Raw genomic sequence first — 19,843 nt, 5'->3', positions numbered from 1 at the left:
CCACCCATGGAGAAGTTCTCCACCCACACCGGCGTCGGCGTGCCGCTGCGCCGCTCGAACGTCGACACCGACCAGATCATCCCCGCCGTCTACCTCAAGCGGGTCACCCGCACCGGCTTCGAGGACGCGCTCTTCGCGCAGTGGCGCAAGCAGGACGACTTCGTCCTCAACCACGACGTGTACCGCAACGGCTCCGTGCTCGTCGCCGGACCGGACTTCGGCACCGGCTCGTCGCGCGAGCACGCGGTGTGGGCGCTCCAGGACTACGGCTTCGCCGCAGTGCTGTCCGCCCGCTTCGCCGACATCTTCCGCGGCAACGCCGGGAAGGGCGGGCTCGTCGCCGCGCAGCTCGAGCAGTCCGACATCGAGCTCATCTGGAAGATCCTCGAGAACCAGCCCGGCGCTGAGGTCACCGTCGACCTCGAGGCGCGGACGGTCAGCTGCGACACGCTCACCGTGCCGTTCCAGATCGACGACTACACCCGGTGGCGCCTGCTCGAGGGCCTCGACGACATCGGCCTCACCCTGCAGAACGAGGCCGACATCACCGCCTTCGAGTCCGGGCGGCCCGCCTTCAAGCCCACGACGCTGCCCGCGCGCACTTGAGCCGCGCACACCGGGGGCCGGCCCCGGGTCGGCTAGCATGCGTAGGTGCACCCCACCGCACGCGCTAGGAGGAACATGCTCGAGGTCCACGGAGGACAGCCGCTGACCGGACGCGTCCGGGTCCGCGGGGCCAAGAACCTCGTGTCCAAGGCGATGGTCGCCGCGCTGCTCGGCGACACCCCCTCGGTGCTCCGCGGGGTGCCGCGGATCCGCGACGTCGAGGTCGTCACCGGCCTTCTCGACGTCCATGGCGTGTCGGTGGCGAGTGGGCCGGACGCCGGCTTCCCCGACGGCGAGCTCACCCTCGACCCGGCCCAGGTGTCGCAGGGCTCGATCGTCGACATCGACGCCCACGCCGGGGCCTCGCGGATCCCGATCCTGTTCTGCGGCCCGCTTCTCCACCGCCTCGGCCAGGCGTTCATCCCCGATCTCGGCGGCTGCCGGATCGGCGACCGGCCGATCGACTTCCACCTCGAGGTGCTCCGGCAGTTCGGCGCGACCGTCGACAAGACCCCCGGCGGCATCCGGCTCACCGCCCCCGAGCGCCTGCGCGGCACGAAGCTCGAGCTGCCCTACCCGTCCGTCGGCGCCACCGAGCAGGTGCTCCTCACCGCGGTGCGCGCCGAGGGCATCACCGAGCTCAAGAACGCCGCGATCGAATCGGAGATCATGGATCTCGTCGCCGTCCTCCAGAAGATGGGCGCGATCATCTCCGTCGACACCGACCGGGTCCTCCGGATCGAGGGCGTCGACTCCATGCGCGGGTACGTCCACCGCGCCCTGCCCGACCGCATCGAGGCCGGTTCGTGGGCCGCGGCCGCGCTCGCCACCGGCGGCGACATCGTCGTGGAGGGCGCGCACCAGCCGGACATGATCACTTTCCTCAACGTGTTCCGGAAGATCGGCGGGGCGTTCGAGGTCGCCGAGGACGGCATCCGCTTCAGCCACCCCGGCGGCGCGCTCCACTCGATCGTCCTCGAGACCGGCGTCCACCCCGGATTCATGACCGACTGGCAGCAGCCGCTCGTCGTCGCGCTCACCCAGGCTGGCGGCCTGTCGATCATCCACGAGACGGTGTACGAGAACCGTTTCGGGTTCACCGACGCGCTCGGCAGGATGGGGGCGACGATCCAGCTCTACCGGGAGTGCCTGGGCGGCACTCCGTGCCGGTTCGGCCGCCGGAACTTCCGCCACTCCGCGGTGATCTCCGGCCCGACCCCGCTCACCGGCGCCGACATCGAGGTGCCGGACCTGCGCGGCGGGTTCTCCCACCTCATCGCCGCCCTCGCCGCCGAAGGGACCTCGCGGGTGCGCGGCATCGAGCTCATCAACCGCGGCTATGAGGACTTCCTCGACAAGCTCGCCGGCCTCGGAGCCCGGGTGAGCGCCGCATGAGCGCCCCGGAGAAGGACCCCGCGCAGACCCCGGAGCGCCCGACGCCCGCCCACGTCTCGAAGTACCACGTCGAGTTCGACACCGAGGCGCTGCGGAGCCAGTACCGCACTGCTCCCTGGGTCGCGGGACCGGTGGGCGCGGTGTTCCCGCTGTTCGGCCGCGTGCGCACGATCGACATGGACAAGATCCCGGAGGGTCCGGCGATCATCGTCGCCTACCACGCGAGCTACCTCGACCCCGTGCTCATCGGCCTGGCGCTGTGGCGCCACGGGAACCTGCCGCACTACCTCGCGAAGTCGGGCCTGTTCTCCGGTGCCATCGGCACCGTCCTCAAGCGGATCGGCCAGATCCCGGTGCTGCGCGGCTCCGCCCAGGCCGGGGACTCCCTCCAGTACGCGCGCGCCGCGCTCGACGCCGGGGAGAAGGTCGTCATCTACCCGCAGGGGACCCTGACGAAGGACCCGGATCTGTGGCCCGAGCCCTCGAAGAACGGCGCGGCCCGGCTCGCGCTGCAGACCCGCGCGCCGGTGATCCCGCTCGCCCACTGGGGCCTCGACCGCCCCATGCCGGTCAGGCGGAAGATCCCGCGACCGACCCCGCGCAACGTCACCACGCTGCTCATCGGCGATCCGATCCCGTACGACGACCTCGCCTACGACCACGAGGGCATCCGCGCCCTCACCGACCGGATCACCTCCCACATCGCCGCCGGGGTCGCCCGCCTGCGCGAGGAGGAGCTCCCCGAGAGGTTCCGCGCCGCGCTCCACCCGGGGGAGGAGCGATGACCCGCGTGGCCGTCCTCGGTGCCGGGTCCTGGGGCACGACCTTCGCCGCGGTCATCGCCGACGCCGGCACCGACGTCGTGCTGTGGGCCCGCCGCGAGGAGGTCGCCCGGGAGATCCGCACCGCGCACACCAACCGCGCCTACCTCGGGGACCTCGAGCTCAATCCGCGCATCACCGCGACCGCGGATCCCGCCGAGGCGCTCGCCGGGGCCGAGGTCGTCGTCGTCGCCGTGCCCGCGCAGTCCCTGCGGGCCAACCTCGGCGCGTGGATGCCGCTCATCGCCGACGACGCGATCCTCGTCAGCCTGATGAAGGGCATCGAGGTCGACACCGGTCTGCGGATGAGCGAGGTCATCGCCGAGGTGTCCGGCCGCGGGCGCGAGCACATCGCGATCGTCTCCGGGCCGAACCTCGCCAAGGAGATCGCCGCCCGCCAGCCCACCGCCACCGTCGTCGCCTCGGCGTGCGCCGGCACCGCGGAGCGGATCGCGGCCCTCACCGCGAACTCCTACTTCCGGCCGTACACGAACACCGATGTCGTCGGCGTCGAGCTCGGCGGGGCGATCAAGAACGTCATCGCGCTCGCCGTCGGGATGTGCGACGGGCAGGGCCTGGGCGACAACTCGAAGGCCTCGGTCATCACCCGCGGGCTCGCCGAGACCTCGCGCCTCGCGGTCGACATGGGCGCCGAGCTCCACACGCTGTCCGGGCTCGCCGGCCTCGGCGATCTCGTCGCCACGTGCGCCTCGCCGCTGTCGCGCAACCGCTCCTTCGGCCGGCTGCTCGGCGAGGGCCTCACCCTCGAGGAGGCCGCCGCCCGGACGAAGCAGACCGCCGAAGGCGTGAAGTCCGCGTCCGCGGTGCTCGAGCTCGGCCGTTCGCGCGGCGTCGATCTGCCGATCACCCAGGCCGTCGTCGCCGTCCTCGCCGGGCACCTGCGTGTTGACGAACTCGCCGGTTTGCTATTGGCTCGGAAGAGGAAGACCGAAGGACCCGCCCAGTAGTCGATCGACCTACGAGGAGTCGCCATGACCGAATTCCAGAACTCGCCGTTCGCCAACCTCAAGGACGTCCCCCGGTTCGAGCTCACCAGCACGGACATCTCCGAGGGAACCGAGCTCGCCGAGGCCCAGCGCTCGGGGATCATGGGCGTGCCCGGCGGCCAGGACGTGTCCCCGCAGCTCTCGTGGTCCGGCTTCCCGGCCGAGACCCAGGCCTTCGCCGTGACGTGCTACGACCCGGAGGCCCCCACCGGATCCGGCTTCTGGCACTGGGCCGTGACCGACCTCCCCGGCGACGTCACCTCGCTGCAGACCGACGCCGGCAACCCCGAGGCCGGCCTGCTGCCGGATTCGGCCGTGACGATGCGCAACGACGCCGGCGAGCCCCGCTTCGTCGGAGCCGCCCCGCCGGAGGGCCACGGACCGCACCGCTACTTCTTCATCGTGCACGCGCTCTCGGAGCCGCTCGGCCTCGACGACTCCGCCTCGCCGGCCTTCGTCGGCTTCAACCTGTTCTTCAAGTCCATCGGGCGCGCCTGGATCGAAACCACTTTCGAGGCGAAGTAATCTGAGGGGATGACTCCCGCAGACACCCGCCCCCTCGTCGCCGTGCTCTTCGGCGGCAGGACCCCCGAGCACTCCGTCAGCTGCGTCACGGCTGCCGGGGTGCTCGCGGCCGTCGACCCGCAGAAGTACCGGGTGCTGCCCATCGGTATCACCCGGCAGGGGACGTGGCGGCTCGTCGAGGACTGGCAGGACATGCGCTTCGACCCCGATGCGATGCCCGAGGTGGTCGACGACGGCACGGAGATCCTCCCGCCCGTCGCCGCGACCGGCTCCCCGCTGCTCCAGCGCGGTGCCGACGGCGCGTTCACCGAGCTCGGGACGGTCGACGTCTACTTCCCGATGCTCCACGGCCCGTTCGGCGAGGACGGGACCATCCAGGGCTTCTTCGAGATCTCGGACACCCCCTACGTGGGCTCCGGGGTGTTCGCCTCGGCGGCGAGCATGGACAAGCACTTCATGAAGATCGTGCTCCGCGCAGCGGGCCTCCCCGTGTGCCCGTGGGAAAAGGTGACCGATCGCGAGTGGCGGGAGGACGCGGCGGTCGCGACCGAGCGGATCTCCGCCCTCGGGTACCCGGTCTTCGTCAAGCCCGCGCGGGCGGGATCGAGCGTGGGCGTGTCCAAGGTCGCGGATCCCGCCGGCCTCGATGCGGCCTTCGCGGAGGCGTTCGCGCACGATCACAAGGTCATCGTCGAACCCATGGTCACCGGCCGCGAGATCGAGTGCGGCGTGCTCGGCTCGCTCCACCGGGACGCCCCGCGGGCGAGCGAGCTCGGGGAGATCACCGTGGTCGGCGATCACGAGTTCTACGACTTCGAGGCGAAGTACCTCGACGGCGACTCCGTCGTCCTCACCTGCCCCGCCGAGCTCGACGCCGCGGTCGGGGACAGGGTCCGCGAGGCCGCCGTGCGGGCCTTCGAGGCCTTCGACTGCACGGGGCTGGCCCGCGTCGACACCTTCGTCACGCCCGACGGCGAGGTCGTCATCAACGAGATCAACACGCTGCCCGGCATGACCCCGAGCTCGATGTTCCCCCGCATGTGGCGCGCGAGCGGCATGGAGTACCCGGCAGTCGTCGACGAGCTCATCCGGACCGCCCTCGAGGACGTTCCGGCGGCACCGGCCGGCTGAGCCCCGTCCTGCGGTCGCGCCCCGGACCCGCGCTCACTCCTCGGGGAGCTCGGGCACCTGCTCGGCATCGTGGGCGCCCACGCACGCGCTCGTCTCCTCGAGCAGCGCCACGGCCGGGGACACCGACGACAGCACCGTCGCCCCCGACACCTTCTGCGGGTCGAGGATGACCTCGACCGCCGGGGTCCGCCCGTAGGTGACGAAGGTCCACGAGTCCGCGGCCTCCTCCGTCGAGATCCAGTCCACGCCGTCGACGGTGACGCACCGGTCGGTGGTCGGGGCGGGCGGCTCCATCCCGCAGCGCGCTATCGCGATCGCCGGATCGCCCCACGCCTCGGTCCCCTGCGAGGAGGTGTCCCGGTCCGGGGTCCCGTCGATCTCATCGGGCATCCGGAGCATGACGTCGGCGCACGCGGGATCGTGGGCGTTCGGCGCCGGATCGACGATGAGCGCCGGGGTGCATGCGGCGAGCACGGGCGCGAGCAGGGCGAGCGGGACGACGCGCCGGAGCGCGCGGCGGGAAGGACGATCACGGAGCATGCCTCCCAGGGTAGTCCGCTTGGCATACTGGAGGACTATGAGCCCGTCCGCCGACCCCGTGCCCACCCTCGCCGATCTCGGCGAGGACGGCGTGCTCGCACGCCTCCTCGCCCGGCTCCCCGCTCCGGACGCGCAGCCTGCCGGCGTCGAGGTCCTCGTCGGCCCGGGGGACGATGCCGCGGTCTCGCAGCCGGACGGCCGGCTCGTCACCACCACCGACATGCTCGTCGAGGGGGAGGACTTCCTCGCCGACTGGTGCGATCCGGTGAGCCTGGGGATCAAGGCCGCCGCGCAGAACCTCGCCGACGTCCATGCGATGGGGGCCGCCCCCCATGGCCTCGTCATCGCCCTCGCCGCCCCCGGCACCACCGCGGTCGACGTGCTCGAGGGGATCATGGAGGGCTTCGCCGCCGAGGCCGCCCGGGCGGGAGCCGCAGTGCTCGGCGGCGACCTGTCGGGCGGGCCGTGCCTCGTCGTCTCCGTCACCGCGCTCGGTGCGCTCACCGGCGCCCCCGTGCTGCGCTCCGGCGCCCGACCCGGGGACGCGATCGTCCTCGGCGGCACCATGGGCCGGGCGGCCGCCGGCCTCGATCTGCTCCTCGCCGGGTTCCGACCCGGAGCGCCCGGACCCGAGGCCGCGGTGCGCGACGCGCTCATCGCAGCGGCCGCCCGCGCCCTCGCCCCGGTGGCGCACGCGCTCATCGACGCCTCGGACGGCCCGGCCGGCGACCTCGGCCGGATCTCCCGCGCCTCGGGCACGGCGATCGCGCTCGACGGCGCCGCGCTCACCGCCCTCGCCCGCCCCCTCGAACCGGCCGCCGCCGCGCTCGGCGATCCCGACCCCGCCGCCCGTGCGCTCCACTGGGTGCTCACCGGGGGAGAGGACCACGGGTTCCTCGCCGCCGTGCCGCCTGAGAGCGTTCCGGTAGGCTTGACCCGCATCGGCACGTGCCGGTCGGGCGACAGCGGACTCACCCTCGACGGGGAGCCGGTCACCGACCCGGCGTTCACACACTTCACGGGGGACAGGTGAGCACGGAGGAGGATCCGGTCCGGCTCAACGGCCGACTCGCCGCCCGCTGGGCGCGCCGCACGGTCGAGCGGCTGCGGCGCGAGCGCAACGACATCAACGCCCTCAACGTCTTCCCGGTGCCCGACGGCGACACCGGCTCGAACCTCTACCACACCGTGCGCAGCGCCTACCGCGCGGTGGAGAACCTCTCCGGGTCCGTCACCCTGCCCGAGGTCGTCGGCGCGATGGCCACCGGCGCGCTGCGCGGCGCCCGCGGGAACTCCGGACTCATCCTCTCCGTCGCACTGCGCGGGGTGGCCGATGCGCTCGAGGGCGTCACCGTGCTCGACGCCCCGACCTTCGCCGGCGCCCTCGAACTCGCCTCCGCGCGCGCCCGGGACGCGGTCGCCGACCCCGTCGACGGCACCATGCTCACCGTGCTCGAATCGATGGCCGCCGAGGCGCGCCGGAGCGCCGAGGCCGGGGACTCGCTCATCGAGCTCATCGAGGCCGTGCGCTCCCGATCCCGGGAGGCCCTCTGTGAGACGACGGGCCAGCTCGACGTGCTGTTCGAGGCGAACATCGTCGATGCCGGCTCGACAGGGATCGTCGAGCTCTTCGACCTCCTCTACCTCACCGTCACCGGCCGCGCGCCCACCTCGGACCGGAGCATCGCCCGCGACGCCGCCGCCGGCGCGGAGCTGCCGACGCTCCGCGGCTCCGGGCACGGCGCAGGCGAGGATGCGCTCGAGCTCGTGTTCCACCTCGCCGAGGAGAAGGACCGGACCCGTCCGGTCAAGCGCCTCCTCGCGAAGGCCCGCGGCAGCTCGGTCGTCGTGTCCTGGCCGATGGTCCACGTCCACGTCCCCGACGAGGAGCACGCGCTCGCCGTGCTCAGCGGGTGCGCCCGCTACGGGATCGCCGACCTGCGCGTGGAGGACCTCTCGGTGACCGGCGGACGCGACGCCCGCACCTCGGTCATCGCCCTCGTCAGCGGGATCGGCCTGCTGTTCGCCTGCGGGCTCCAGGACGCCGTCGCGCTCGACTCCGACAGCCCGTTCGTCCACTCCCGGCTCGCGGAGGTCGTCGCCGACGCCACCTCCCCGGTGATCGTCGTGCCCGACAGCGCCGCGGCGCTGCGGACGGTGCAGGAGACCTATGCGGAGACCGACGGCGTCGAGGTCGTCCGCTCCCGCTCGGTCGCCGCCGTGCTGTCCGCGCTCGCCGTCCACGACGCCGGCGAGGACCCGCGGATCATCTTCGCCGACATGTCCGAGGCGGCCTCGGCCACGCGCGTCGGGGCGGTCGTCGAGGCGCACACCGGTTCGGCCGGGCCGCTGATGTTCGAGCGCGGGGACCTGCTCACCGTCATCGACGGCCGCATCCGCGCCGTCGAGACCGACCCCGTCGAGGCCGTCGTCGCGCTCGCCGAGCGCCTGCTCGGCGCCGGCGGGGAGCTGCTCACCGTCGTCACCGGGGCGCGCCTGCCGGACACCGTCGGAGAGGCACTGTCGACGCATCTCGCCGCCGCCCATCCGGAGGTGTCGGTCGAGACGCTCCACAGCCTCCACCCGACCGGCTACGCCGTGCTCGGCGTCGAATAGGGGCCGCGGATGCGAGGACCGCGGTGACCGCCGACATCCCGCTGTCGCGGCTGATCTCCCGCAAGCGCGACCTCACCGATCTCGCGACGGTCGGCATCACGACGATCGAGGAGGCGCTGCGCCACTTCCCGCGGACCTACGTCGTGCCGGGAGAGGTCACCCCGCTCGACGCGCTCGTCCCCGACACCGTCGCGGTGGTGAGCGCCCGGGTGGTGCGGGTGACCGCCAAGCAGCTCTCCGGCCGCAAGTCGCTCACCGCCGTCGTGCTCTCCGACGGCCGGTCCGAGGTCGAGGCGCCGTTCTTCAACCAGCCGTGGATCGCGAACACGCTCACCACCGGCCGTCACGTGGCGCTCACCGGCAAGGTCACCCTCTACCGCGGAACCGTGCAGATCGCCTCGCCCCGCTGGCTCAACCCCACCGGCACCGAATCCCTCGACGAGGAGGACCTCGCGGTGCCGATCCCGATCTACCGGGCGACGGGCACGATCGCCACCACGCGGATCCAGCGCCTCATCCGCGTGCTCCTCGACACCGCCCCGCCCGAGGTGTTCGCGGATCCGGTCGCCGGCGACATCCGCGCCGCGCACGGCCTGCCCGATTACCGCACCGCCCTCGAATGGGTGCACCGGCCGACCGACGCGGCGCAGCCGCGCGCCGCGCTGCAGCGGTGGAGGTTCGAGGAGGCCTACGCGCTCCAGGCCGAGCTGCTCTCGCGCAAGGCGCTCGCCGCCGACGACCGCGCGGTCGCCCTGCCCGGGGCGGAGGGCGAGGCGGGTCTGCTCGCGGCGTTCGACCGGGGCCTGCCGTTCGCGCTCACCGGCTCCCAGGCCGCGGTGGGCGCGGACATCGCGCGCGACCTCGCCGCCGAGGAGCCGATGAACCGCCTGCTCCACGGCGACGTCGGGTCCGGCAAGACCCTCGTCGCGCTGCGCGCGATGCTCCAGGCCGTCGACTCCGGCGCGCAGGCCGCGCTGCTCGCCCCCACCGAGGTGCTCGCCACGCAGCACCACCGCTCGCTCGTGCGCTACCTCGGCGGTCTCGCCGAGGTCGACGGCCTGTTCGACGCCGAGCGCACCACCGAGGGCGGTCCCGCCGTGTGGGCAGGCGGCGCCGACCGCGCCGGCGGCCGGCAGGTGCGCGTCGCGCTGCTCACCGGCTCGCTGCCGGCCGCCGAGCGCAAGCGGCTGCTCCTCGACCTCGTCTCCGGCCGGATCGACATCCTCGTCGGCACCCATGCGCTGCTGTCGGACACGACGATGTTCCACCGCCTCGGCCTCGTCGTCGTCGACGAGCAGCACCGGTTCGGGGTGCGGCAGCGCGAGAGCCTCCGGGCGAAGGGCGGGGACCGGATCCCGCACACCCTCGTCATGACCGCCACCCCGATCCCGCGGACGGTCGCGATGACGGTGTTCGGGGACCTCGACGTGTCCGTCCTCGCCGACATGCCCGGCGGGTCGCGCTCGATCACCACCCACGCGGTGTCCCTCGACGCCCACCCGCGCTGGCTCGGGCGGATCCTCGAGCTCGTGGGGGAGAGCGGGACGCGCGGCGAGCAGACCTTCATCGTCGCCTCCCGCATCGAGACCGAGCCGCCGTCGGTGGACGAGGCGGGCGCACCCGTGCCCGAGCTCCTCGGCGTCGAGGACCTCACCGCGCGCATCGAGGCGCACCCGGCGCTCGCCGGGCTGCGGATCGCGAGCCTCCACGGGCGCATGGAACCCGGGCGCAAGGACACGGTGATGCGGCTGTTCGCGGCGGCGGAGATCGACGTCCTCGTCGCCACCACGGTGATCGAGGTGGGGATCGACGTGCCCAACGCCCGCACCATGGTCGTCTACGACGCCGACCGCTTCGGCGTCGCCCAGCTCCATCAGCTCCGCGGCCGCGTGGGGCGCGACGGGTCGGCGGCGACGTGCTTCCTCGTCAGTCGGCAGCCGGCCGGCTCGGATGCGATGGAGCGGCTCGAGACCGTCGCCGCCACCCTCGACGGGTTCGCGCTCGCCGAGTACGACGTCGAGCAGCGGCGGGAGGGGGACGTGCTCGGCCGCGCCCAGTCCGGCCGGGGCACCTCGCTGCGCTACCTGTCGGTGATCCGGGACGTCGGGATCATCGAGGCGGCGCGCGAGGCCGCGGCGCAGACCGTGCTCGCCGACCCCGGGCTCACCGGCAGCCCGGTGCTGCGGGCGTACGTCGACCGGCTGCTCGGGGACCCCGACGAGGACTGGATCGAGGCGGGTTGATGCGGATCATCTCCGGCGCCCACCGCGGCCACCCGCTGCGGACCCCGGCGGGCGACGCCACCCGGCCCACCTCGGACCGGGTGCGCGAATCGCTGTTCTCGAGCCTCGCGTCCCTCGGCGTGCTCGACGGGGCGGCGGTCCTCGACGTGTTCGCCGGCTCCGGGGCCCTCGGACTCGAGGCGCTGAGCCGGGGAGCGGCGAGTGCGGTGTTCATCGAGCGCGCCCAGCCGGTGAGCCGGATCATCACCGCCAACGTCCGCGCCCTCGGGGTCGGGGACCGCGCGGAGGTCATCACCCGCGCAGCGGCCGCCGCGCTCGCCGAGCGGCCGCCCGCCTCCGCCGACCTCGTCCTCGTCGATCCGCCCTATCCGCTCGGCGAGGCCGAGGTCACCGGGATCCTCGCGCTGCTCGTCCCCGTGCTCCGCGACGCCGAGGCCGTCGTCGTCCTCGAGCGCTCGTCCCGCTCCCCGGAGCCGACCCTGCCCGAAGGCCTCGAGATCTTCCGCGACCGGACGATGGGGGAGACCCGGCTGTGGTTCCTCCAGCTCACCGCCGACTAGGATGGCGGGATGAAGGTCGTACTCCCCGGCTCCTATGATCCCGTCACCGTCGGCCACATCGATGTCGCCGCCCGGGCGGCGAAGCTGTTCGACGAGGTCGTCATCGCCGTCGTCCACAATCCGTCGAAGACCGGCAACTTCCCGCTCGCCCAGCGCATCGAACTCATCACCGCGGGGCTCGACGAGGACCCGCGCACCGCGGGCGCGGAGAACATCGCCATCGACGACGTGCCGGGCGGGCTGCTCGTCGACTACTGCCGGGACATCGGGGCCGGTGCGGTGATCAAGGGCCTGCGCTCGGGCACCGATTTCGCCTACGAGCTGCCGATGGCGCTGATGAACCGGCACCTCACCGAGCTCGAGACGATCTTCGTCCCCGGCGACCCGCGCTACGAGCACGTGTCCTCCTCCCTCATCCGCGAGGTCCACGCGCTCGGCGGCGACGTCTCCGGCCTCGTGCCCGATGCCGTGCTCCGGGCGATGGACGCGAAGCGGGGATGACGGCGGGCTCCGGACCCGCACCCGCCCGGGAGCGCGGTCCCGGCTGGTTCACCGCGCTCATCCTCTTCACGCTCGTCGTCCACGCAGCCTACAACGGGATCCGCGTCCTCATCTCCTACCGCACGCTCGAGCTCGGCGGGGGCGCGGCCGTGCTCGGCCTCGTCACCGCGACCTTCTCGCTCGCGCCGCTGCTCGCCGCGATCCCGATCGGCCGCTGGGTCGACCGCGGGTACGCGATGCCGGTGATGTGGCTCGGCACCGCGCTGACGATCCTCCCCGCGGCCGGCGCGGCCTGGGCGCCGAGCATCCCGCTGCTCATCGCGGCGAACATGGCGCTCGGCATGGGGCAGGTCCTCACCACGGTGTCGGGACAGGCGCTCATCCCGCAGAGCTTCCCGGTGTCCGACCTCAACCGGCGGTTCGGCACGCTCACCATCGGGGTGTCGACCGGGCAGGCGATCGGCGTCCCGCTCGCCGGGCTCATCGCCGGCACCGGTGCGGATGCGCACATCCAGCCGGCGATGTGGGCGATGGCCGGGGTGGCGGCGCTCGCGGTGCCGGCGATGATCGGCGTCGCGCGCCGGCCCGCCGTCCGGCACGTCCCGCGGGCCGAGGCGCGCGCGAGCGTGCAGTCCCCGCTCACCATCCTCCGCACGCAGGGCATGAAGCCGGCGATCTTCGCCTCGATGGCGACCCTCGCCGCCGTCGACATCATGACCGCCTATCTGCCGCTCATCGGTCAGCGCCACGGGCTCGGGGTGCAGACGGTGACCCTGCTCCTCACCGTGCGCACCCTCGCCTCGATCGTGTCGCGGATGTTCATCGGCCGGCTCACCCCCCGCGTACCCTTCGTCGCGCTGCTCGCGCTCGCGAGCCTGACCGGCGGCATCGCGCTCCTCCTCGTGCCGGTGGTGCCCGGCTTCTGGGGGCTCGCGGTCCTCATGGCCTGCGCCGGCTTCGCGTTCGGCCTCACCCAGCCGCTGACGATGACCTGGGTGTCCACGCTCGCCGACCCCGCCAACCGCGCCGCGGTGCTCTCCATCCGGCTCGCCGGCAACCGGCTGAGCCAGGTCGCGATCCCCAGCCTCGCGGCCGGCGTCGCGGTCCTCGGGACCACCGGATCGGTGTTCGGCCTGTCCGGCGCGATCCTCGTCACGGCCGCGGCGTCGACCGCGCTGCGCGGCTCCCCGCCGACTGGAACTTCCCGGCGCAAGCACCTAGACTAGTGTCTCGCGTGTCATCCGCGGGGTCCGTCCCCGTCGTGTGCAGCGTCGACCGGGAGGTGTGCAGATGCGGAACAGATCCGAGCTCGTGCTCGACCTCCGGAAACTGGGTCTCATCGACAGACCCGGCGAATGGTCGCGGCTGGACACCACGGTTCCGGCCCCCGAGGACCTGCGAATCGAAATGATCGGCGTGCCCGAGGGCGCACCGATGGAGCTCGCGCTCCAGCTCGAGAGCGTTGTCGAGGGGATCTATGTCTCCGGCAGCGTCCGTGCTGTGGCGCACGGGCAGGATGCCCGGACGCTCGAGGACCTGGAGCTGCCGCTCGATGTGGCGATCACGGAACTCTTCGTCTACGAGCTCGAGCCCGGGGACGAGGAGTCGTACACGGTCGATCGCGACCGGCTCGACCTCGAACCGGCGATTCGGGACGCAGTCGTGATGGCTTTGCCGTTCCGTCCTGTGAAGGACGACGACGGGGAGGACTTCCGGTACACGCTGGGCGAGGATCTGCCCGAGAGCGTGCCGGAGACGGACCCCCGCTGGGCGGCTCTAAAGACCGTGTTGGACGAGAAGAAAGAGAGCTAGACGTGGCTGTTCCGAAGCGCAAGATGTCGCGCAGCAACACCCGCCACCGTCGTTCGCAGTGGAAGGCCCAGGTTCCGACCCTGGTCAAGACTGTGGAGAACGGTCGCGTTGTGTACTCGCGCCCCCACCAGGCCAAGGTCGTCGAGGATTCGGCCGGCACCCCGCTGTTCCTTGAGTACAAGGGACGCAAGGTCGCCGACATCTGATCACGCCGCACGGCTGATCAGGAACCGATCCGTGGAGTCCCGACCGGACTTCGGTGATCTCACCGAGCGTCTCGGGGTCGATATCGACCCCGAGACGCTTCGCTGTGCTCTCACGCATCGGAGCTACGCGTTCGAGAACGGCGGCATCCCGACGAACGAGCGGCTCGAGTTCCTCGGCGACGCGGTGCTCCAGCTCGTCGCCACCGAATCGCTGTTCTTCGACAACCCCGACCTCCCCGAAGGGAGGCTGGCGAAGATGCGCTCGGCCGTCGTCAACACCCGCGCGCTCGCCGCGATCGGCCGCCGCCTGGGGATCGGGGAGTTCGTGCTCCTCGGCAAGGGCGAGGAGCTCACCGGGGGACGCGACAAGGACTCGATCCTCGCCGACACCGTCGAATCGCTCATCGGTGCGGCCTATGTGGGCTGCGGCCCGGACGACGCCTTCGCGCTCGTCCACCGCCTCATCGACACCATGCTCCACGACGCGGTCCGCCTGGGTGCCGGGATGGACTACAAGACCACGCTCCAGGAGGCCGCGGCGGACCTCAAGCTCGGCCCGGTGACCTACACGATCACCTCCGAGGGGCCCGACCACGCGCGCGTGTTCACCGCGGTCGCCGTGCTCGGCGAGGCCGCGTGGGGCAGCGGCGAAGGGAGCTCGAAGAAGGCGGCCGAGGCCCGGGCCGCCGAGGCCGCGGTCCGCACCATCGTCGAGCAGCACCCGGGCGCCCGCCGCTGATGGCGGCGTCCGCCCGGATCCGGACGGTCGCAGGCCTGCGGGAGACCGGACGTGCCTGAGCTCCCCGAGGTCGAGAGCGTCCGCCGAGGACTTGAGACGTGGGCGCGGGGCCGCCGCGTTGCCCGAGTGCGGGTCCTCGAACCGCGGATCCTCGGCACGACCTCGCAGCGGGTCATCGCCCCCGGTGCCGCAGCCGACTTCGCCGAACTGCTCGCCGGGCACGTCCTCGCCTCCGTCGAGCGCCGCGGCAAGTTCCTCTGGCTGCCGCTCGACACGCACGCCGCGACTCCCTGGCAGCCCTGGGCGAGGACTGCCGATGACCGCGATCTGCGCACTCCACCGCTCGCGCTGTCCGTCCATCTGGGGATGAGCGGCCAATTCCGCGTCCACACGGCTGCGGACCCGCTCCACCGCCACACCCGGGCGATCCTCGACCTCGACCCGGCGGACGTCGACTCCGACCCGGCGGACGTCGACGGTCGGCCCGCGGCATCCGAGCTCCGGTTCGTCGACCAGCGCATCTTCGGGCACCTCGGCGTCGAGCCGCTCGTCCCCGACCGGTGGACCGCGGGGGACCGGTACGTGCCCGCCTCGGCCGCGCACATCGCCGCCGACCCCCTCGAACCGGGGTTCGACGCCGAGGCTGTCGCCCGGCGGATCCAGCGGAAGCGGACCGTGCTCAAGGCCGCTCTCCTCGACCAGACGACGGTGAGCGGGATCGGGAACATCTATGCCGACGAGGCGCTCTTCGCCGCCGGCGTCCATCCGCTCGCGCCCACCCGCACGACGCGGATCTCGCGCATCCGGGCGGTGCTGGCCGAATCCGCGGCGGTCATGCGCGCCGCCCTCGCCCAGGGCGGCACGAGCTTCGACTCCCTCTACGTCCACGTCAACGGGGAGTCGGGGTACTTCGCGCGGAGCCTCCAGGTCTACGGCCGCACCGGGGAGCCCTGCCGGCGCTGCGGCACCCCGATCACCCGGCTCGTCGTCGGCGGCCGGTCCTCGCACGTGTGCCCCGCATGCCAGCGGACGCCGCGGCCGTCCCGGATAAGCTGAGCCCACCATGTACCTCAAGTCCCTGTCCCTGCGCGGCTTCAAGTCGTTCGCGTCCGCCACGCGCATCGACCTCGAGCCGGGGATCACCTGCGTCGTCGGACCGAACGGGTCGGGGAAGTCCAATGTCGTCGACGCGCTCGCGTGGGTCATGGGGGAGCAGGGGGCGAAGAACCTGCGCGGCGGCAAGATGGACGACGTGATCTTCGCCGGCACCGCCCAGCGACAGGCGCTCGGCCGCGCCGAGGTCAGCCTGACGATCGACAACACCGACGGCGCGATCCCCATCGAGTACACGGAGGTGACGATCTCCCGCACGCTCTTCCGCACCGGCGGCAGCGAGTACGCGGTCAACGGCGCACCGGCGCGCCTCCTCGACATCCAGGAGCTCCTCAACGACTCGGGGCTCGGCAAGGAGATGCACGTCATCGTCGGCCAGGGCAGGCTCGACCAGATCCTCCACGCCGACCCGCTCGAGCGGCGCGGCTTCATCGAGGAGGCGGCGGGGGTCCTCAAGCACCGCCGCCGCAAGGACAAGGCGCTGCGGAAGCTCACCGGGCTGCAGACCAACCTCGACCGGCTCTCCGACCTCCGCGCCGAGCTCGCCCGCCAGCTCGGGCCGCTCGGCCGACAGGCGAAGGCCGCCAAGCGCGCCGCCGTCGTCCAGGCGACCCTCCGCGACACCGCCGCCCGCCTGCTCGCCGACGATATCGTCCAGGCGCAGGCCCGCCTCGCCTCCGCGGCCGGCCCCGCGGACGCCGCGGCGCGCACCGCCGAGCTCGAAGCCGAGGTCGCCGCGCTCGACGCCCGGATCGGCGAGCTCGAGGCGGAGCTCACCGGCCACGAGGCCGGGACGGAGGAGATCCGCCGCCGGCTCCGCACCGCCGGCACCCAGGCGGCCCGCGCCACCGCGCTCGCCCAGCGCGCCGGCGACCGCGTCCACTACCTGCAGCAGGCCCCGCCCGAGCGCACCGGCGAGACCCCGGCCGCGCTGCGCGAGCGCGCCGAGCGCTACGCCTCCGACCTCAGCAAGGTCCGCAGCGAGGTCACGGACGCCGCCGAGACCCTCACCGCGCTCACCGAGCGCCGCGAGGAGAGCCAGGCCCGTCTCACCGCGGCCGAAGCCGCCCTCACGGCCGAGCGCGCCCGCATCTCCGCCCAGCTGCGCTCGCGGGCCGACCTGCAGAGCGCGCGCGAGGTCGCCCACAAGACGCTCACCGACGCGCAGACCGGTCTCACCGCACTCGACACGACGGAGGCCGATCTCACCGAAAGGCTCACCGCGGCCCGCACCCGGCTCACCGAGGCGCAGTCCGCGGCGGAGGCTTCGGAGTCGGGGGAGACCGAGCTCGACGCCGCCCACGAAGCCGCGCTCGCCGAGCAGACGGCGCTCACCCAGCGCACGGACGCGCTCCGCGCCGAGCTGCGGGAGGTCGACACCGACATCGGACAGGCCGAGGCGCGCGCGGAGGCGCTGCGGATCGGCACCCGGCTCGCCGCCGCGACCGCGGAGATCCTCGAGGCGGACATCCCCGGCGTCCGCGCAGCCGTCGGCGACCTGCTCACCATCGAGGCCGGGTACGAGACCGCGGTCACCGCCGTCCTCGACCACGCCGCGGAGGCCATCCTCGTCGACGCCCCGGACGCGGCGCTCGCCGTTCTCGAGCACGTCGGACCCGACACCCTCGTCGACGTCGTCATCGCCGATCCCGCCGCAGCGTCAGCCCCCGCGGGCGAGGGAGCGGACGCACCGGTGCCGACCGGCGCCTCGGCGTCGGGTCCACGCCCATTACGCGCACTCGTCACCACCCCGGACGCCGGCCTCGCGTCCCTCCTCGACAGCCTGCTCGCCGGCGTCATGACCGCCCCCGACCTCGCGCACGCCCTCGCCGCCCTCCGCGCGGACCCGCGGGCCGTGTCCGTGACCCCGACCGGCGAGGTCGTCAGTGCCCGCGGCATCCGCCGCGCCGGTTCCGCAGAGGCCGCGCGGATCGCCACCCGGGCGGCGCTCGCGGAGACCGAGGAGGTCCTGGACGGGCTCCGCATCCGCCGCACCGAGCTCGCCGCCGCCGCGGCCGAGCTCGCCCCCGAGCAGGAGCGGGTCCGCGCCGCCGTCGACGCGGCGCTCACTGCCCTCCACGAATCCGATGCCCGGATCGTCACCGCCGGCGAGGAGCTGTCTCGCGCCGCCGCCGCGGTCGACGCGCTCGACTCCCGGCTGCGCGAGCTCGCGGCCTCCCGCGAGCGCCTCACCGCCGACGCCGGGGCCGCCCGCACCGCACTCGCCGACGCCGACACCGCGCTCGCGGAGAACTCCGAGACCGTCGACGCGGAACCGGACACCGGGGAGCGCGACGCCCTCGCAGCCGCCGTCCGACAGCTCGGCGAGGAGGCCATGGAGGCCCGGATCGCACTGCGCTCGGTCGAGGACCGCGCCGGCTTCCTCACCGACCGGGTCGCGGCACTGCGCCGCCAGGCCGAGGCCGAGGAGGCCGCCCGCGAACAGGCCGCCCGCGCCGCCGCCCGGCGCCGCGCCCAGGCCGCGAGCGCCGGGGAGCTCGCCCGCATCGCGGCGTCGCTCGCCGCTCACCTCACGGACCTCGAATCCGGTGCCGAGGAGGAGCTCGCCGCCTCGCGGGAGCGCCGGGCCGGGCTCGAGTCCGCGCTCGCCGAAGCGCGCACCCGGCGCCGGGAGCGGGCCGACGGCCTCGCCGAGCTCACCCGGGTCGAGCACGAGGCGCAGCTCGCCCGGGAGCGCCACGTCATCCACCTCGACGAGCTCACCCGCCGCGCGCAGGCGGAGATCGGGCTCTCCGTCGACCACCTCGTCGAGCAGTTCGGGCCCCACCTGCCGGTGCCCGGTGCCGCGGCGGACGACCCGGAGACCCCGTTCGTCCGCGCCGCGGTGGAAAAGGCGCACGCGGCGGCCGAGCGGAGCCTCAGGTCGATCGGCGCGGTCAACCCGCTCGCGCTCGAGGAGTACGCCGCGCTCACCGAGCGGCACGACTTCCTCGAGAAGCAGATCACCGACATCGAGGTGAGCCGGCGCGACCTCATGGGACTCGTGCGCGAGGTCGACGACCACGTCAAGGAGGTCTTCGCCGCAGCCTTCGCCGACACCCAGCGCGAGTTCGCCGACATCTTCACCCGGCTGTTCCCCGGCGGCGAGGGCGCGCTCACCCTCACCGAGCCCGACGACATGCTCACCACCGGCGTCGAGGTCCACGCGCGCCCGGCCGGCAAGAAGGTCAAGCGGCTCTCGCTGCTGTCCGGCGGGGAGCGCTCGCTCGTCGCCGTCGCGATGCTCGTCGCGATCTTCAAGGCCCGGCCGAGCCCTTTCTACGTCATGGACGAGGTCGAGGCCGCGCTCGACGACGTCAACCTCTCGCGCCTACTCACCGTGTTCCGCGAGCTTCGGGAGTCCTCGCAGCTCATCGTCATCACCCACCAGAAGCGCACGATGGAGATCGCCGACGCGCTCTACGGCGTGACGATGGCCGGCAGCGGCATCTCCGAGGTCATCTCTCAGCGAATTCACCCGCCGGCCTGACGCGCGGCGGACCGGCTGCGTCCGTCGGTGCGGATACACTGGCCGGTGACCCCTCATCCCCCTGCACGACGAACCTCAGAAGGAGCGACCGGCCGATGTCCTCACCTACCGCCACGCGGGGCACCCGATGGATGTAGGCGCCGGCATCGTCATCCTCATCGGTCTCGGCATCTCGTTCGGGATCGGCCTCGTCATCGTCCTCCTCGTCGCCCTGCCCGGTCTGCGGGCCGAGGGCAGGATCAAGCCCGGCGGCCGCCAGCGGTTCCGCCTGCCGACGGAATGGACCGGCTTCGACGACGACGTCCACGGGTTCTTCGGCCACGACGGGGACACCTCGCACCTCGCGACCCGTGAACAGGCCGCCGTCACCGCGATGCAGGAGCATTCCTACGCCCTGCGCCCGCAGCCCCGTCGTCACGCCTCGCCGCCGCTGCTGACCTTCCGGCCCCGCACCCGTCACTGGAAGGTGCCGGAGACCGGCACCGGCTTCCGCACCGCCGTCGTCCTGCTCTTCGGCTGAGCGGCGCCGCGGCCCCAT

General features: G+C 73.1%; 19 protein-coding genes. 18 read left to right on the top strand and 1 reads right to left on the bottom strand.

Features of this window, described 5'->3' with window-relative positions; genetic code table 11:
• Positions 1-6 precede the first annotated feature (6 nt).
• The 6 genes from leuD (at position 7) to C1A17_RS06125 (ending at position 5,485) form a co-directional block, all read left to right on the top strand.
• Positions 7-606, top strand: coding sequence for a 3-isopropylmalate dehydratase small subunit (gene leuD / locus C1A17_RS06150; protein WP_101651884.1), 600 nt, complete (start codon positions 7-9; stop codon positions 604-606).
• Between the two features lie 75 nt (positions 607-681).
• Positions 682-2,001, top strand: coding sequence for a UDP-N-acetylglucosamine 1-carboxyvinyltransferase (murA, locus tag C1A17_RS06145; RefSeq protein WP_101651882.1), 1,320 nt, complete (start codon positions 682-684; stop codon positions 1,999-2,001).
• Positions 1,998-2,786: a lysophospholipid acyltransferase family protein gene (locus tag C1A17_RS06140; protein WP_101651881.1), complete on the top strand. Its 789-nt coding sequence runs from the start codon at positions 1,998-2,000 to the stop codon at positions 2,784-2,786. Before murA ends, C1A17_RS06140 begins: the two co-directional genes overlap by 4 nt.
• Positions 2,783-3,790, top strand: a complete 1,008-nt coding sequence (locus C1A17_RS06135; protein WP_101651863.1) for an NAD(P)H-dependent glycerol-3-phosphate dehydrogenase — start codon at positions 2,783-2,785, stop codon at positions 3,788-3,790. Before C1A17_RS06140 ends, C1A17_RS06135 begins: the two co-directional genes overlap by 4 nt.
• Before the next feature lie 24 nt (positions 3,791-3,814).
• Positions 3,815-4,354, top strand: a complete 540-nt coding sequence (locus C1A17_RS06130) for a YbhB/YbcL family Raf kinase inhibitor-like protein (RefSeq protein WP_101651861.1) — start codon at positions 3,815-3,817, stop codon at positions 4,352-4,354.
• Between the two features lie 9 nt (positions 4,355-4,363).
• On the top strand, positions 4,364-5,485 hold the full coding sequence (locus C1A17_RS06125; RefSeq protein WP_101651859.1) for a D-alanine--D-alanine ligase family protein: 1,122 nt from the start codon (positions 4,364-4,366) through the stop codon (positions 5,483-5,485).
• 33 nt (positions 5,486-5,518) lie between these two features.
• Here C1A17_RS06125 and C1A17_RS06120 read toward each other — a convergent pair whose 3' ends face one another.
• Positions 5,519-6,025, bottom strand: coding sequence for a DUF3515 family protein (locus C1A17_RS06120; protein ID WP_101651857.1), 507 nt, complete (start codon positions 6,023-6,025; stop codon positions 5,519-5,521).
• 37 nt (positions 6,026-6,062) lie between these two features.
• On the opposite strand from C1A17_RS06120, the gene thiL reads away from it, so the two are divergent.
• The 12 genes from thiL (at position 6,063) to C1A17_RS06060 (ending at position 19,825) form a co-directional block, all read left to right on the top strand.
• Entirely contained in the window at positions 6,063-7,058 is a 996-nt protein-coding gene (thiL, locus tag C1A17_RS06115) for a thiamine-phosphate kinase (RefSeq protein WP_101651855.1), read from the top strand.
• Entirely contained in the window at positions 7,055-8,641 is a 1,587-nt protein-coding gene (locus C1A17_RS06110) for a DAK2 domain-containing protein (RefSeq protein ID WP_180953234.1), read from the top strand. Before thiL ends, C1A17_RS06110 begins: the two co-directional genes overlap by 4 nt.
• A 23-nt stretch (positions 8,642-8,664) precedes the next feature.
• Positions 8,665-10,884 carry an ATP-dependent DNA helicase RecG gene (locus C1A17_RS06105; protein ID WP_245873524.1) on the top strand — a complete coding sequence of 740 codons (2,220 nt, stop codon included), beginning with the start codon at positions 8,665-8,667 and terminating at the stop codon, positions 10,882-10,884.
• On the top strand, positions 10,884-11,444 hold the full coding sequence (gene rsmD / locus C1A17_RS06100) for a 16S rRNA (guanine(966)-N(2))-methyltransferase RsmD (protein ID WP_101651851.1): 561 nt from the start codon (positions 10,884-10,886) through the stop codon (positions 11,442-11,444). Before C1A17_RS06105 ends, rsmD begins: the two co-directional genes overlap by 1 nt.
• A gap of 9 nt (positions 11,445-11,453) precedes the next feature.
• Positions 11,454-11,945 (top strand): pantetheine-phosphate adenylyltransferase, encoded by a 492-nt coding sequence (gene coaD, locus C1A17_RS06095; RefSeq protein WP_101651849.1) that lies wholly within the window; start codon positions 11,454-11,456, stop codon positions 11,943-11,945.
• The gene (locus tag C1A17_RS06090; RefSeq protein ID WP_101651846.1) at positions 11,942-13,171 is read left to right on the top strand and encodes an MFS transporter; all 1,230 of its coding nucleotides are present in this window, start codon (positions 11,942-11,944) and stop codon (positions 13,169-13,171) included. Before coaD ends, C1A17_RS06090 begins: the two co-directional genes overlap by 4 nt.
• Before the next feature lie 64 nt (positions 13,172-13,235).
• A complete protein-coding gene (locus C1A17_RS06085) occupies positions 13,236-13,757 on the top strand; it encodes a YceD family protein (protein WP_101651843.1) in 522 nt (173 codons plus the stop codon).
• Positions 13,758-13,759: 2 nt separating this feature from the next.
• Positions 13,760-13,963, top strand: a complete 204-nt coding sequence (rpmF, locus tag C1A17_RS06080; protein WP_101651830.1) for a 50S ribosomal protein L32 — start codon at positions 13,760-13,762, stop codon at positions 13,961-13,963.
• A 31-nt stretch (positions 13,964-13,994) separates the two neighbouring features.
• Entirely contained in the window at positions 13,995-14,702 is a 708-nt protein-coding gene (rnc, locus tag C1A17_RS06075) for a ribonuclease III (RefSeq protein ID WP_101651828.1), read from the top strand.
• A gap of 51 nt (positions 14,703-14,753) precedes the next feature.
• Positions 14,754-15,758 carry a bifunctional DNA-formamidopyrimidine glycosylase/DNA-(apurinic or apyrimidinic site) lyase gene (gene mutM / locus C1A17_RS06070; protein ID WP_101651826.1) on the top strand — a complete coding sequence of 335 codons (1,005 nt, stop codon included), beginning with the start codon at positions 14,754-14,756 and terminating at the stop codon, positions 15,756-15,758.
• A 7-nt stretch (positions 15,759-15,765) separates the two neighbouring features.
• Positions 15,766-19,305, top strand: a complete 3,540-nt coding sequence (gene smc / locus C1A17_RS06065) for a chromosome segregation protein SMC (protein ID WP_101651824.1) — start codon at positions 15,766-15,768, stop codon at positions 19,303-19,305.
• A gap of 127 nt (positions 19,306-19,432) precedes the next feature.
• Positions 19,433-19,825, top strand: coding sequence for a hypothetical protein (locus C1A17_RS06060; RefSeq protein ID WP_101651822.1), 393 nt, complete (start codon positions 19,433-19,435; stop codon positions 19,823-19,825).
• Positions 19,826-19,843 lie beyond the last annotated feature (18 nt).

This window comes from Brevibacterium ihuae (assembly GCF_900184225.1).
Taxonomy (GTDB): Bacteria; Actinomycetota; Actinomycetes; order Actinomycetales; family Brevibacteriaceae; genus Brevibacterium; species Brevibacterium ihuae.
The sequence above is the reverse complement of the archived record's forward strand: the minus strand, read 5'-3'. Positions and strand labels throughout refer to the sequence as shown.

Excerpts from the sequence above, each read along its gene's own strand:
- C1A17_RS06130 (WP_101651861.1), top strand. The coding sequence starts at position 3,815 with ATGACCGAATTCCAGAACTCGCCGTTCGCCAACCTCAAGGACGTCCCC.
- thiL (WP_101651855.1), top strand. The coding sequence starts at position 6,063 with ATGAGCCCGTCCGCCGACCCCGTGCCCACCCTCGCCGATCTCGGCGAG.
- C1A17_RS06090 (WP_101651846.1), top strand. The coding sequence starts at position 11,942 with ATGACGGCGGGCTCCGGACCCGCACCCGCCCGGGAGCGCGGTCCCGGC.
- C1A17_RS06060 (WP_101651822.1), top strand. The coding sequence starts at position 19,433 with ATGGATGTAGGCGCCGGCATCGTCATCCTCATCGGTCTCGGCATCTCG.
- C1A17_RS06120 (WP_101651857.1), bottom strand. The coding sequence starts at position 6,025 with ATGCTCCGTGATCGTCCTTCCCGCCGCGCGCTCCGGCGCGTCGTCCCG.
- smc (WP_101651824.1), top strand. The coding sequence starts at position 15,766 with ATGTACCTCAAGTCCCTGTCCCTGCGCGGCTTCAAGTCGTTCGCGTCC.
- coaD (WP_101651849.1), top strand. The coding sequence starts at position 11,454 with ATGAAGGTCGTACTCCCCGGCTCCTATGATCCCGTCACCGTCGGCCAC.
- leuD (WP_101651884.1), top strand. The coding sequence starts at position 7 with ATGGAGAAGTTCTCCACCCACACCGGCGTCGGCGTGCCGCTGCGCCGC.
- C1A17_RS06125 (WP_101651859.1), top strand. The coding sequence starts at position 4,364 with ATGACTCCCGCAGACACCCGCCCCCTCGTCGCCGTGCTCTTCGGCGGC.
- murA (WP_101651882.1), top strand. The coding sequence starts at position 682 with ATGCTCGAGGTCCACGGAGGACAGCCGCTGACCGGACGCGTCCGGGTC.
- C1A17_RS06085 (WP_101651843.1), top strand. The coding sequence starts at position 13,236 with ATGCGGAACAGATCCGAGCTCGTGCTCGACCTCCGGAAACTGGGTCTC.
- rsmD (WP_101651851.1), top strand. The coding sequence starts at position 10,884 with ATGCGGATCATCTCCGGCGCCCACCGCGGCCACCCGCTGCGGACCCCG.
- C1A17_RS06135 (WP_101651863.1), top strand. The coding sequence starts at position 2,783 with ATGACCCGCGTGGCCGTCCTCGGTGCCGGGTCCTGGGGCACGACCTTC.
- C1A17_RS06140 (WP_101651881.1), top strand. The coding sequence starts at position 1,998 with ATGAGCGCCCCGGAGAAGGACCCCGCGCAGACCCCGGAGCGCCCGACG.